The sequence below is a fragment of the uncultured Arcobacter sp. genome, assembly GCF_937982575.1.
Taxonomy (GTDB): Bacteria; Campylobacterota; Campylobacteria; order Campylobacterales; family Arcobacteraceae; genus Arcobacter.
On sequence record NZ_CALJLR010000006.1, the window covers coordinates 268,178 to 280,913 of the forward strand.

At 31.2% G+C, this 12,736-nt stretch carries 14 protein-coding genes; 6 read left to right on the top strand and 8 right to left on the bottom strand.

What is annotated here, in order from left to right:
- Positions 1–2: 2 nt before the first annotated feature.
- Positions 3–632 (bottom strand): adenylyl-sulfate kinase, encoded by a 630-nt coding sequence (cysC, locus tag Q0617_RS06415; protein WP_298751692.1) that lies wholly within the window; start codon positions 630–632, stop codon positions 3–5.
- Between the two features lie 7 nt (positions 633–639).
- Positions 640–1,632 (bottom strand): UDP-N-acetylglucosamine 4,6-dehydratase (inverting), encoded by a 993-nt coding sequence (gene pseB, locus Q0617_RS06420; RefSeq protein WP_298751693.1) that lies wholly within the window; start codon positions 1,630–1,632, stop codon positions 640–642.
- Positions 1,633–1,737: 105 nt separating this feature from the next.
- Between pseB and Q0617_RS06425 the strand changes: the two genes are divergently transcribed.
- The 5 genes from Q0617_RS06425 to Q0617_RS06445 all read left to right on the top strand — a co-directional run bounded on the left by Q0617_RS06425 (position 1,738) and on the right by Q0617_RS06445 (position 5,569).
- Positions 1,738–1,950, top strand: a complete 213-nt coding sequence (locus tag Q0617_RS06425) for a hypothetical protein (protein WP_298751694.1) — start codon at positions 1,738–1,740, stop codon at positions 1,948–1,950.
- 85 nt (positions 1,951–2,035) lie between these two features.
- Positions 2,036–3,076, top strand: a complete 1,041-nt coding sequence (recA, locus tag Q0617_RS06430; RefSeq protein ID WP_298751695.1) for a recombinase RecA — start codon at positions 2,036–2,038, stop codon at positions 3,074–3,076.
- A 154-nt stretch (positions 3,077–3,230) separates the two neighbouring features.
- Positions 3,231–4,508, top strand: a complete 1,278-nt coding sequence (gene eno / locus Q0617_RS06435) for a phosphopyruvate hydratase (RefSeq protein ID WP_298751696.1) — start codon at positions 3,231–3,233, stop codon at positions 4,506–4,508.
- Between the two features lie 9 nt (positions 4,509–4,517).
- The gene (locus tag Q0617_RS06440) at positions 4,518–4,775 is read left to right on the top strand and encodes a septum formation initiator (protein WP_298751697.1); all 258 of its coding nucleotides are present in this window, start codon (positions 4,518–4,520) and stop codon (positions 4,773–4,775) included.
- Positions 4,772–5,569: an AMIN domain-containing protein gene (locus Q0617_RS06445; protein WP_298751698.1), complete on the top strand. Its 798-nt coding sequence runs from the start codon at positions 4,772–4,774 to the stop codon at positions 5,567–5,569. Before Q0617_RS06440 ends, Q0617_RS06445 begins: the two co-directional genes overlap by 4 nt.
- On the opposite strand, the gene Q0617_RS06450 is transcribed toward Q0617_RS06445, so the two are convergent.
- From Q0617_RS06450 to Q0617_RS06475, 6 genes are all read right to left on the bottom strand, one after another.
- A complete protein-coding gene (locus Q0617_RS06450; protein ID WP_298751699.1) occupies positions 5,531–6,703 on the bottom strand; it encodes a cation:proton antiporter in 1,173 nt (390 codons plus the stop codon). The two genes, Q0617_RS06445 and Q0617_RS06450, sit on opposite strands and share 39 nt — an antisense overlap.
- A gap of 9 nt (positions 6,704–6,712) precedes the next feature.
- On the bottom strand, positions 6,713–7,564 hold the full coding sequence (locus Q0617_RS06455) for a biotin synthase (protein ID WP_298751700.1): 852 nt from the start codon (positions 7,562–7,564) through the stop codon (positions 6,713–6,715).
- Positions 7,554–8,066, bottom strand: a complete 513-nt coding sequence (locus Q0617_RS06460; RefSeq protein ID WP_298751701.1) for a YfcE family phosphodiesterase — start codon at positions 8,064–8,066, stop codon at positions 7,554–7,556. The genes Q0617_RS06455 and Q0617_RS06460 overlap by 11 nt, the downstream gene beginning before the upstream one ends.
- Positions 8,067–8,068: 2 nt before the next feature.
- Positions 8,069–10,435: a type I DNA topoisomerase gene (gene topA, locus Q0617_RS06465; protein WP_298751702.1), complete on the bottom strand. Its 2,367-nt coding sequence runs from the start codon at positions 10,433–10,435 to the stop codon at positions 8,069–8,071.
- 89 nt (positions 10,436–10,524) lie between these two features.
- Complete coding sequence (locus Q0617_RS06470) at positions 10,525–11,304, bottom strand: UDP-N-acetylmuramate dehydrogenase (RefSeq protein WP_298751703.1); 780 nt, start codon at positions 11,302–11,304, stop codon at positions 10,525–10,527.
- Between the two features lie 3 nt (positions 11,305–11,307).
- Positions 11,308–12,171, bottom strand: coding sequence for an MqnA/MqnD/SBP family protein (locus tag Q0617_RS06475; RefSeq protein WP_298751704.1), 864 nt, complete (start codon positions 12,169–12,171; stop codon positions 11,308–11,310).
- 143 nt (positions 12,172–12,314) lie between these two features.
- Between Q0617_RS06475 and Q0617_RS06480 the strand changes: the two genes are divergently transcribed.
- Positions 12,315–12,704, top strand: a complete 390-nt coding sequence (locus Q0617_RS06480) for an EF-hand domain-containing protein (RefSeq protein ID WP_298751705.1) — start codon at positions 12,315–12,317, stop codon at positions 12,702–12,704.
- Positions 12,705–12,736 lie beyond the last annotated feature (32 nt).

Genomic DNA, 12,736 nt, shown 5'->3' on the forward strand with positions numbered 1-12,736 from the left:
CTCTAAATTGCATATTCAAGATTACCCTCTATATAACCAAACTTAATTAAGTAGTTTATAATTATATCTACACACTCTTGAATAGAATGTTTGTCTGTTCTTATATGAATTTGAGGATTTTCTGGCTCTTCATATGGGGAATCAATTCCTGTGAAATTTTTAAGTCCACCCTCTCTAGCTTTTTTATATAAACCTTTGGGATCTCGTTGTTCACAAATACTAATAGGGGTATCAATAAATATTTCAATAAATTCATCATATTTAACTAATGAGCTTGCAATTTGTCGATCTGATTTAAAAGGACTTATAAAAGCTGTTAACACTATAAGTCCAGCATCTACAAATAATTTACTAACTTCTCCTACTCTTCTTATATTTTCAACTCTATTCATTTCAGAAAAACCAAGATCTTTATTTAAGCCATGTCTTACATTATCACCATCCAACAAATAAGTTTTTCTTTGCATTCTAAAAAGTTCTGCTTCAACAGCATTTGCAATAGTTGATTTCCCACTAGCACTTAATCCTGTAAACCACAATATTGATGGTTTTTGAGATAATAATCGTACTCTATCTTCTTTTTCTACTGTTTGTTTATGCCAAACTATATTTTCATCTGTTTTATTATTCATAATTTAACTAAAGGCCTTTTATTAAATTTAAAAACTCTTTTTCATCTAGCCATTCATCATTTTTAGTTGAGTTATATTCAAAACCTTGTTCAACTTGCATACCAATTTCTCTTAAATTATTCTCAAGATAATTTCGTACTGAATGAAATTTTATTGTTGGACCTATTACAAAATGATCTTCAAACTCTATTGTTAAATGTGAATCATCTGAGGGACACATTATTTCATGAAGTTTCTCACCAGGTCTAATTCCTACAATATCAAGGGGTAAACTTGGAGCCATTGCCTTTGCTAAATCTACTATTTTCATAGATGGAATTTTTGGTACAAATATTTCTCCACCTTTCATTCGCTCAAAGTTTTTAAGAACAAAATCGACACCTTGCTCAAGTGTTATCATAAATCTTGTCATTTTTTCATCTGTAATTGGTAAAGCTTTGGCACCATTTCTAATTAGCTTCTCAAAATAAGGAACTACTGAACCCCGACTTCCTAAAACATTTCCATACCTTACAACTGAAAAAGAGATATCTCTTTTCCCTACTAAGTTATTTGCTGCAACAAAAAGTTTATCAGATACTAATTTTGTCGCTCCATAAAGATTTACTGGGTTTGCGGCTTTATCAGTTGACAAGGCAATTACTTTTTTAACTCTATTATCAATGGCAGCATCAATTACATTTTGTGCACCATCAATATTTGTTTTTATACACTCCATTGGATTGTATTCTGCAATTGGAACATGTTTTAAAGCTGCAGCATGGATAACATAATCCACATCATTCATAGCTTTTTTAAGTCTATTGGCATCCCTTACATCTCCAATAAAGTATCTCATACACTTGTCATTGTAATCTTGGGACATTTCATACTGTTTAAGTTCATCTCTTGAAAAAATTATAATTTTATTTGGTTTATACCTTTTAAGTATCATTTGTGTAAATTTCTTACCAAAACTTCCAGTCCCACCAGTAATTAAAATATTTTTCTCATTAAACATTTACGGCCCTTTATTATAATTGTTTTATTTTACCTAATATATTATTTAACTTTTATTTTAAGAGCGAATATGTAATAATTTAATAAATTAAAAATTAGGTATTTTATGTCAGAAAATTTTATTTCAGAAGATATTATCAAAATCCAGAAAAAACTTGCTACCTTTGAGAAGGGTTCAAGAAATTATAAGAAATATACAAAAATACTTGCCAAACATATAAAAAAGTTTACTATGAAAAAAAGAGTAAACTCCCACATAAAGACAATTGAGACTGTTCAAAAAATAGATGAAGAGACAAAAAAAGAAAATCAAGAATAAATTTTATTACAATTTGTAATAATTTTTCCCAATTAAAACTATTTCTGATAAAATACACAAAATTAATAAGATGCAGGAAAAAAACATGGATGAAAATCAAAAGAAATCACTAGATTTAGCTATTAAACAAATTGACAAGGCTTTTGGAAAAGGCTCACTTGTAAGACTTGGAGATAAGGAGACTGTTCCAGTAGAAGCTATTAGTACAGGTTCATTAGGACTTGACTTAGCATTAGGTGTTGGAGGATTACCAAAGGGAAGAGTCATAGAGATATATGGACCTGAATCTTCAGGTAAAACTACACTAACTTTACATGCAATTGCTGAGTGCCAAAGACAAGGTGGAGTTTGTGCTTTTATTGATGCAGAACATGCACTTGATGTTATTTATGCTAAAAATTTAGGAGTAGATACAGATAACTTACTTGTTTCTCAACCAGACTTTGGAGAGCAAGCTTTAGAGATACTTGAAACTGTTATTAGAAGTGGAGCTGTAGACTTAATCGTAATTGATTCAGTTGCCGCACTTACTCCAAAAGTAGAAATTGATGGGGATATGGATGACCAACAAGTTGGTGTTCAAGCTAGACTTATGAGTAAAGCTTTAAGAAAAATCACTGGTATTTTACATAAAATGAACTGTACAGTAATTTTCATCAACCAAATTAGAATGAAAATCGGTATGACAGGATATGGGAGTCCAGAAACAACAACTGGTGGAAATGCACTTAAATTTTACTCTTCTGTTAGACTTGATATTAGAAGAATTGCAACACTTAAACAAGCTGAAAACTCAATAGGAAATAGAGTAAAAGTAAAAGTTGTAAAAAATAAAGTTGCACCTCCATTCAAACAAGCAGAATTTGACATCATGTTTGGAGAAGGTATTTCTAAAATGGGTGAACTTGTTGATTATGGTGTAAAATTAGACATCGTTGATAAAGCAGGAGCTTGGTTCTCTTATAACGACAGTAAAATAGGTCAAGGTAAAGAGAACTCAAAAGTATTCTTAAGAGAAAATCCAGAAATAGCCAAAGAGATTGAAGAAAAAATCCTTGAAGCAATGGGTGTAAATGATGCAGTACCATTTGAAGGTGATGAAAGCTCAGAAGAAGGTGAAGATTAATATCTAAGAGATTTTTCTCTTAGATTTAACTATTTACAAAACTACACTTACCTCCACTACACAAAATAATTAAAAATCCCTAAAACCATAAAAGAACTTTAAAATGATTTTTTAGATAAAATCTAAGAAATTTAAATATTTATAGGAGACCTACGTGGTATATATTGATAACATTTATGCTGATGAAGTATTAGATTCAAGAGGAAATCCAACAGTTAGAGCAACAGTTATTTTAAGTGATGGTACAAAACAAAGTGCAATCGTTCCAAGTGGTGCAAGTACTGGTAAAAGAGAAGCTTTAGAATTAAGAGATGGCGATAAAAGATTTTTAGGAAAGGGTGTTTTAAAAGCAGTTGAAAATGTAAATTCAACAATTGCAAATGAATTAATTGGTTTAAGCCCTTATAATCAAGCAGAAGTTGATGCAACTATGAAAGATATTGATGGAACAGACAACTATTCAAATCTTGGTGCAAATGCAGTTCTTGGTGTTTCTATGGCAGTAGCACGAGCTGCTGCTGCTTCTTTACAAATTCCATTATATAGATACTTAGGTGGAGCAAATGCAATGACTATGCCTGTGCCTATGTTCAATATTATAAACGGTGGAGAACACGCAAATAACTCAGTTGATTTTCAAGAGTATATGATTATGCCAGTTGGTTTTGAAAACTTCAATGAAGGTTTAAGAGCAACAGCAGAGATTTACCAAAACTTAAAAAAAGTAATTGATGAGATGGGTGAGAGTACAGCAGTTGGTGATGAGGGTGGATTTGCTCCAAACTTAAAATCAAACGAAGAACCAATCCAAGTTATTATGACTGCAATTGAAAAAGCTGGATATAAAGCTGGTGAACAAATTGCAATCGCACTTGATGTTGCTGCATCTGAAATCATTAATGACAAAGGTCTTTATGTACTAAAATCAGAAAATAGAGAATTGACTTCAAAAGAGTTAGTTGCTTATTATGCTGACCTTTGTGCAAAATATCCAATTGTATCTATCGAAGATGGATTAAGTGAAGACGATTGGGATGGTTGGAAAATATTAACTGAAGAACTAGGTTCAAAAGTTCAATTAGTAGGTGATGATTTATTTGTAACAAATGCAAATATTCTTGCAGAAGGTATTCAAAAAGGAATTGCAAACTCAATTTTAATTAAGCCTAATCAAATAGGGTCAGTTAGTGAAACAATGCAAACAATCAGATTGGCACAAAGAAACAATTATAATTGTGTTATGTCACATAGATCTGGAGAATCAGAAGATGCGTTTATTGCTGATTTTGCAGTTGCATTAAATTGTGGACAAATCAAAACAGGAAGTACAGCAAGAAGTGATAGAATCGCTAAATATAACAGACTTTTAGAAATTGGTGCTGAAATTGCTTATGCTGAATATTTAGGGAAACAACCTTTTTCTAAAAAATAGTATTATAATATGCAAAAGAAAAGTAAACGTTATGTAAATAAAGAGATAAAACGATTTACTGTAATAGCAATAATTTCTATTGCTATTACGCTTTTTCTAAGCTATCATGTGGCAAACTTACTCTTTGGAGTAAATTCTTTTGAGGTTTATAAATCACTTAAAAATAAGAAGTCTTATTTAACTAGTGAAATAAATAGACTTCAAGAGAGTAATGCGAGATTACAAAAAGAGTATTTTGAATTAAAAAATTTGGAGCCAGAAGAATGAAATCTTTACCTTTAATTGTTACATCACTACTTATTGTTGCTTCTTTGCAAGCAAGGGAAAATCCGTTTATGCCAACAAAAGCATATGATGATGAAGTTGCAAGACTTATGGAAATAGACCAAAACTACCCAGCTGAGTTTATGGAAAAAAACCAAGATATTGAACTAGAAGATATGACCCCTATTTTGCATGAGGGCGATGTAAATAAACCTTTACCATCTGCTGTTGCAAAAAGTGAAGAAGAGATGAAAAAAGAGCAAATGGAAAAAGAGGCTCAAATAAAAAAAGAACAGATGCTTCAAGAAGCACTAAAAAAAGTTGAAGCTGCAAAAAAAGAAGCTGCAAAAGCAAAAATGGAAAAAGCTAAAGCTGTTGCTAAAGCCAAAGAGCTTGAAGAGAGAGGTCCTGTTATTTATGTAAAACCAAGACCAGAAGAAATGACAGCTCAAGATGAACCAAAAATGCAAGATGATATGCAAATGGAAGTTAAAAGTTTAAAGGTTTTACCATTTTTAACTGTTGAGTATTCAGATGATAAAATGACTTTAAATACAAAATATAAAATTATGAAAAAGTTTTATTTAGAAGATGAGAAAAAATTAATTGTTGACTTCAAAGGAAATGTTTCATTTTTTACTAAAAAGTTAGATTTAGACTCTACAAATTTTAAACAACTTGTAGCTGGAAATCACAAAGAAGATCAATTTTTTAGAGTGGTTATTTTAGTAGAAGATATGCCTTCTAACTATGATATATCATTTGATGATAGCTTGGTTTACATTGTTTCTAAATAAGAAATAAGTTAGCAGTTTTATTATTATCATTACAATTAAAACTTCTAAAATAGAAGCTAGAATAAATGCATAATAATAAAACTGAGTGATACTATGATTATGATAAGCCAATGTCGTTACTGCAATCAAAAGAGTAAGCGGCATTGAATGAGAAAGCCCTATTAAAAGAAACTTCCCACCCTTTAACTCTTTCATAAATAAAAATGATGCTACGAACCTAATAAAAATCATAGCCCCTACTATTGTTAAGGCTTTAAGAAAAAGTCCATCATGAAATAGTGCTTCAAGCTCAAAAGAAGAACCTACAGATATAAAAAATATTGGAACTAGCCAACCAAAACCAAAGTGCTCTAGTTTTGTGGGAAGAGCTTTATTATGCTCAAAAAATGTCTTTATAAAAGTACCTGCAATAAATGCTCCAAATGCCACTTCTAGTTTTAAATAAATCATAATAGTAATCAATAAAAAGAAAATAGCCATAGAGACTCTTATATCTTGTTCTTGATGATCATCATCTGGCATAAGATATCTTTTTATTTCAGGATACCACCATAATAAGTTATGAAAGACTTTGTATACTACTAATAAACTAAATAAGAACACCATAAACAACATCATTGTTTTAGCAAATTCCCAACCTAATCCAAGCTCTAATCCTGCAGAAACTGTTGTTAAAACTATAATAGAAACAATCTCTCCTACAAGACCTACAAGTATTGCCATAGAGACCCAGTCTTCATCTCCATACTCTTTTCTTAATGCTGCTAGCATACCAATAGAGATTAAAGGAAGAGTAACTACAAATACATTACTTAGTTCGAAATACCATGCTATTAAAAAAGAAAGGGAGAATAATACCCCATTATAAACTAACGACTTTTTAAGAATTAAGGGGTCCGAATTGATTATCTTTTTTAAATCAACTTCAAGACCTGCTAAAAACATCAAATATAAGAATCCAAGTTCTGCAACTAGCTCTAAAATAGTGTGCTCAACAATCAAAGAAAAATAAACAGCAAGTGCTCCCAATATAATCTCAACAGGAACCGTTGGTATCTTTGTAAATTTCGATACCAAAGGAGAGATAAAAATTATTATCGAAATTGAGATTATTATTAGGATTTCTTCTGCCATTTGTTTTTATTAATCTCTTTCTCTTTTGATTTTAAATCCTAGTTTTTCAAGCTCTTTCATATCTTCTACTGGAGACTTCCCTGAAGTAGTTAAATAGTCTCCTATTACGAAGGCATTTGCGCCTTTTTCAAAAATCTTATATTGCTCTTCCCCAAACATAAGTTCTCTTCCACCAGCAACCATTATTTTCATTGCATTTGGAACCAAATTTCGGGCTAAACTGATTAATTCAAATGCCTCTTCTCTTGAAACACTATTACTTACTATTGGTAAAGCTTCATTTGGATGAAAAAAGTTTAAAGGTACATTCATAGGCTCTAAAGATGCGATTGATTCAAGCATTGATACTCTTTGTTCTTGGGTTTCTCCAAGACCAAAAATTCCACCACATACAAGTCTTAATCCTACTTCTTTTACATTTTTACAAGTTTGATATCTCTCTTGCCAAGTATGAGTTGTAACAATCTCAGGATAAAAGTCTTCTGCTGTTTCAAGGTTATGATTATAAGCATCAACCCCAGCCTCTTTAAGCGTTTGCAGTTGTTCAACACTAGCAGTTCCATTACAAGCAATTAAAATAAGTCCTAAATTCTCTTTTTTTACAGCTTTAGCTGCTTCAACAACAAACTTTAATCTTTTGTCATCTAAGCCTTTTCCTGCTGTTACAAGGCAAAATCCATTAGCATTATTTGCCTTTGCTCTTTTTGCTTCTTCTACAACTTGTTCTATCTCTTTTCTTTTATATCTTAATATATCTGCTTTATATTTTACACTTTGTGTACAAAATTTACAGTCTTCATTACAAGTACCACTTTCAATATTACAAATGGCACATAAAAATATCTCTTTATTATCGCTCATATTTTATCTCTTTTTTTAAAAATTCTTTTTCATTTATATTTTTTGAGTAATAGTTAATTATATACTCATTTGGGTTAATTTCCAACAATACGCACTCACTAAGAGGTTTTTCTCTCGCACATATTTCACCAGGATTTAAAAATAAAGTATTCCCTTTATATTCACTTTCAAAGATATGAGTATGTCCAAAAATGACAACATCACAATCGCCAGTCATATAAAAAGGAAGATGCATAAGTTTAAACTTTATATCCTCTATTTTAAAATAATATGGCTCATTCTCTATTTTAAATTCATTTGAAAGATGAACTAAAGAGTTGTCATTATTGCCATATACACACACATAAGGTAAAGATGAACTTTTTAGAAGTTCTAAATTCTCACGTAAGCACAAGTCACCTGCATGAATCAAGTATTGTGCGCCCTTTGCTTTTAAAAAGTCAATAGCCTCTTTTGTTAAATCAACTTTTTTATGACTATCAGAAAGAACTGCTATTTTCAAGATTATTTCTCTTTTTTAGCAGTCGTTTTCTTAGTCGTGGTTTTTTTTGCAGGTGCTTTCTTTGCTGGTGTTTTTTTAGCTGGTGCTTTTTTTGCAGGAGCTCTTTTTGTAGTTTTTGAATCATTTTCTATGATACTTAAACAATCTTCCAACTCTAAAGAAGTAGCATCTTTACCTTTTGGAATTTTATAGTTTTTTCTACCTTGTTTAATATATGGACCATATCGTCCTTCAAGAACAATAATTTTCTCTTTTTCAAAGTTCTTTATAGTTGCCTTTGCTTTCTCTTCATCAAGGTGTTTGATAAGCTCTAAAGCTCGTGGTAGTTCTATAGTATAAGGATCATCTTCTTTTAGTGAATAATATTTAGTTTTTACTTGTAAATATGGACCAAATCTTCCTATATTTGCTTTTATATCTTCACCTTCTGTTGTTTGTCCAACAACTCTAGGAAGAGTAAATAAATACAAAGCCTCATCCATAGTAATAGTATCCATATTTAAATGCTCTGGAATAGCTGCAAAAAGAGGTTTTTCTTCATCATCTTTTGTTCCAATTTGAACAAAAGGTCCAAACCTACCAACTCTTGCACTTACAGGCTTTCCTAATTTTGGATGCATCCCTATTTCTCTTATTTGTAAATAATCTTCTTTATTTACACTCTCTTCTTTTTCGTCTATTGTTTTTTTAAAATCACCATAAAAGTCTTGCATAACTTGCTGCCAAGCAATCTTTCCATCAGCAATATCATCAAACTCTTCTTCAACTTTTGCTGTAAATCCTAAGTCCAAGATATGAGGAAAATGGTCAGTTAAAAACGAGTTTACTATTTCACCTGTTGGAGTAGGTATTAACTTTTTGTCCTCAGATTTTGTAATATATTCCCTTGCTTGAATAGTTGAGATTGTGGGAGCATAAGTAGATGGTCTTCCAATTCCTTCACTCTCTAACTTTTTAACTAACGAAGCTTCAGTATAACGTGCTGGTGGTTTTGTAAAGTTTTGTTCTAAATCAAGATTTTCTAAATCTAATTTTGTACCAACTTTTATAGTAGGAAGTATCTTTTCACTGCTATCAAGTGCAGATTCAGGATTATCACTACCTTCTGTATAAACTTTCATAAAACCAGGGAAAATAATTCTTTGACCCTTTACTTGAAACTCGTACTCTTTATCTTTTCCTGCACTTATTTTATATGTAGTGTTTGCTATTTTTGCTGTTTGCATTTGAGTAGCAAGTGTTCTTTTCCAAATAAGACTGTAAAGTCTATACTGTGCATTATCAACATAAGCTTTTATCATGCTAGGTTTCAAACTTAAATCAACAGGTCTAATAGCTTCGTGAGCCTCTTGTGCCCCTTTTGCTTTTGATTTGTACACTCTTGGACTTTTTAAGCTGTATTCAGTTCCATACTCTTTTTCAATCACTTCTTTAGCAGCACTTGTTGCAACTGCTGAAAGATTTAAGGAGTCAGTTCTCATATATGTAATCAAACCACCTGTATGATTTGGGATATTTTGAATATTTCCCTCATAAAGTTGTTGTGCTATTACCATAGTCTGTTTTACAGAATATCCAAGTTTTCTACTTGCTTCTTGTTGAAGTGTTGAAGTTGTAAAAGGAGCTGCTGGGTTTCTTTTACTTTCACTCTCTTCAATATCAAAAAGGTCAAAATCACCTTGATTGATAGAAGCCTCGATTACTTTAGCTTCTTGCTCATTTTTGATTTTTTTTACTTTTCCATTGATTTTTGCAAGTTCTGTTTTTAATTCAGGATTTATAAAGTCTGCTTTTACTTTCCAAAACTCTTCTGGAACAAAAGCTCTAATCTCATTTTCTCTATCAACTATGATTCTAACAGCAACACTTTGAACTCTTCCAGCACTAAGTCCATATCTTACTTTTTTCCATAATAGTGGAGAAAGCTCATATCCAACTGCTCTATCAAGGATTCTTCTTGCTTGTTGTGCATCAACTAGATGTTGATTTACTTCTCTTGGATTTTCTAAGGCTTTTAAAATTGCGCCCTTTGTAATCTCATGAAATACTATTCTTTTTAGTGGGTTTTTTTCAACTTTAAGTGCTGGGATAAGATGCCATGCAATAGCTTCTCCCTCCCTATCCTCATCGGCCGCGAGGTAGATAGTTGTATCTTTTGTTATCTCTTTTTTCAAATCAGCAATTACTTTTCTTTTATCTGTGGAAATAAGATATTGAGGTTTAAAATTATCCGCTGGATCAAAGCCTAATTTTGACTTTGGTAAATCTCTTACATGGCCCATTGATGCCATAACCTTATAATCCGGTCCAAGGAATTTTGAAATTGTTTTTGCTTTTGCTGGTGACTCTACGATAACTAAATTTTTCACTATAAAAATAACCCCACTAATTTTTTTCGAACACGAATTCTAACATAATTAGATTAAAAGCACTTAAGCTTTAAAATTAACATTTTTAGCTAAAAAATTATAACTTCCGTTTGTAAATCGATATTAAACTCTGATTTTACCTTCTGCTTTGCAAGATTTATTAAAAATATTGCATCTTCAAAAGTTCCACCACCATCATTTACTAAAAAATTTGCATGTACTTTTGAAAAGGACATGCCATTTTTATTAAACCCTTTTAATCCAACTTGCTCTATCAATCTTCCTGCACTATCTCCAAGTGGATTTTTAAAACAGCTTCCTGCACTAGGAGTTTGTGGTTGATTGTTTCGCATTTTAGAAAATAGTTCATTCATCTCTTTACTATATCCACTAGATATATTAAATACAAGTTCATAAACTATAGTATCTATATTTGTATATCGGTATCCGTATTGTACATCTTCTTTTTTAATATAGCCATCTTTTGTTTTGATTGAGTCTATATAATTAAATATCTCCCACTCTTTTAAGCCTGCATTCATCTTAATCAAACCACCAAGATTTCCAGGAAGTTTACCAAGAAATTCAAAATTTGCTAGATTATTTCTTTTTGCATAAGATAAAAGCTTTCCAGATTTTGTAGCACACCCTACATGTAGTTTATCTTCTTTTTGTTCTATATAATCAAAAGCTTTGCCAAGTTTTGCAAACTTTGGAGGAGTAGCTGATACAAGTATATTATTAGCTTGTCCTATTATTTGGTACTCACTATAATCACCTATCTCATTTATAACTAAAACATCAACAAGAGGACCAATCTTAATGGAACTATATTTTTTAAAATCTATTTGCTCAAAATAGTTTTCCATCAATTATTTTGCTCTTAGTTCTTCATATTCACTAGGTATTAAAAATTCTCGTGACTTAATAAGGTTTTCGTAAAAACCATGTTTAAACCCTAGTTCATAAAGTTTATCTAAAGCCTCATATTGAAGTTCACTTAACTCAATAGAATCATCATTTGCATAAAGGTCTAAATACTTATCAAGGGTTGGTGCATCAACTCTTATAAGTCCTCTTTCTATTAACATATCAGAAAGTATATGTTTATTTTTATTTGCTACTTTTACTGCTTTTATTAAAGTATTTTCATAATCAATTGCATGAGTTAAAGGAATTGATCTTCTTAAACACATACCACCAAGAGGAAGAGGCAACTCTTTACCAGCTAACTCTTGCCAGATATCCCAAAGCTCACGTTCAACTTCCAAACTATCATCAAAGGTAAGTATTGACTCATGTATTAAAACACCTGCATCAACAACACCATCCAATACAGCTTGTTCTATTTCTAAAAAGTTCATATATGTAACTCTTGCATCTGGATATGCAATTTTAAATAACAGAGCATTTGTCGTAAACTCGCCACTAAGTGCTACTTTAAAGTTTTTCTTTAATCTTACATCTTTTTTCTTTACTAACTTTGGTCCATAGCCATTTCCAAACGAAACTGCTGTTTTCAAAAGAGCATAATCATCTTTTACAAAAGGATACAGCGCAAATGAGATTGCACAGATGTCATACACACCATTTATTGTAGCTTGGTTTAAACTCTCAATATCATCAGCAATATTTTCAAAAACTGCATCTTTTGGAGTAACCCAACCAAATTTTATAGCATAATACATAAAAATATCATCAGCATCCGGAGAGTGTGCAACACTAATTTTTCTCAAATTCTATCCTTCTTTTTTAATCAAAAGATTGTAGCAAGTTATGGTTTTATCTTTGGTTATGCAAATATTTTTATTTTTCCATATTGTTAACATAATGTTAAGTTAAAAGAGTATAATTAGTTATGTTAATTAAGGAGAATGTTATGAAAGCATATAAATTAGTCATTATGACTTTGGTTTCTGGTTCACTTGTTGCAGCACTAGGTGCTACAGATTTTACAAAAAAAGGTCCTATGAGTTTTGAAGCTTATGATAGTGACAAAAATGGTTCTATTTCGCAAACTGAATTTTATGATTTAAGAGAAAAAAGAATGAATGCAAAAGCAGAACAAGGTATGAGAATGAAAAATGCAGGGAATGCTCCAACTTTTGAACAGTTTGATACTAACTCAGATAAACAACTAAGTAAAATGGAACTGCTAGAAGGGCAAATGAAAAATATGAGTGAGAAAAAAAGCCAAAAAGGTATGAATAAAGGTCAAGGCATGGGTCAAGGCCAAGGTATGGGAAAAGGAATGAAAAATTCTAACTAAATTTTTGCAAGGTCAGTTTATGACCTTGCAAT

Excerpts from the sequence above, each read along its gene's own strand:
- Q0617_RS06425 (WP_298751694.1), top strand. The coding sequence starts at position 1,738 with ATGTCAGAAAATTTTATTTCAGAAGATATTATCAAAATCCAGAAAAAA.
- Q0617_RS06455 (WP_298751700.1), bottom strand. The coding sequence starts at position 7,564 with ATGAGCGATAATAAAGAGATATTTTTATGTGCCATTTGTAATATTGAA.
- Q0617_RS06445 (WP_298751698.1), top strand. The coding sequence starts at position 4,772 with ATGAAATCTTTACCTTTAATTGTTACATCACTACTTATTGTTGCTTCT.
- Q0617_RS06470 (WP_298751703.1), bottom strand. The coding sequence starts at position 11,304 with ATGGAAAACTATTTTGAGCAAATAGATTTTAAAAAATATAGTTCCATT.
- Q0617_RS06480 (WP_298751705.1), top strand. The coding sequence starts at position 12,315 with ATGAAAGCATATAAATTAGTCATTATGACTTTGGTTTCTGGTTCACTT.
- recA (WP_298751695.1), top strand. The coding sequence starts at position 2,036 with ATGGATGAAAATCAAAAGAAATCACTAGATTTAGCTATTAAACAAATT.
- Q0617_RS06450 (WP_298751699.1), bottom strand. The coding sequence starts at position 6,703 with ATGGCAGAAGAAATCCTAATAATAATCTCAATTTCGATAATAATTTTT.
- cysC (WP_298751692.1), bottom strand. The coding sequence starts at position 632 with ATGAATAATAAAACAGATGAAAATATAGTTTGGCATAAACAAACAGTA.
- Q0617_RS06440 (WP_298751697.1), top strand. The coding sequence starts at position 4,518 with ATGCAAAAGAAAAGTAAACGTTATGTAAATAAAGAGATAAAACGATTT.
- pseB (WP_298751693.1), bottom strand. The coding sequence starts at position 1,632 with ATGTTTAATGAGAAAAATATTTTAATTACTGGTGGGACTGGAAGTTTT.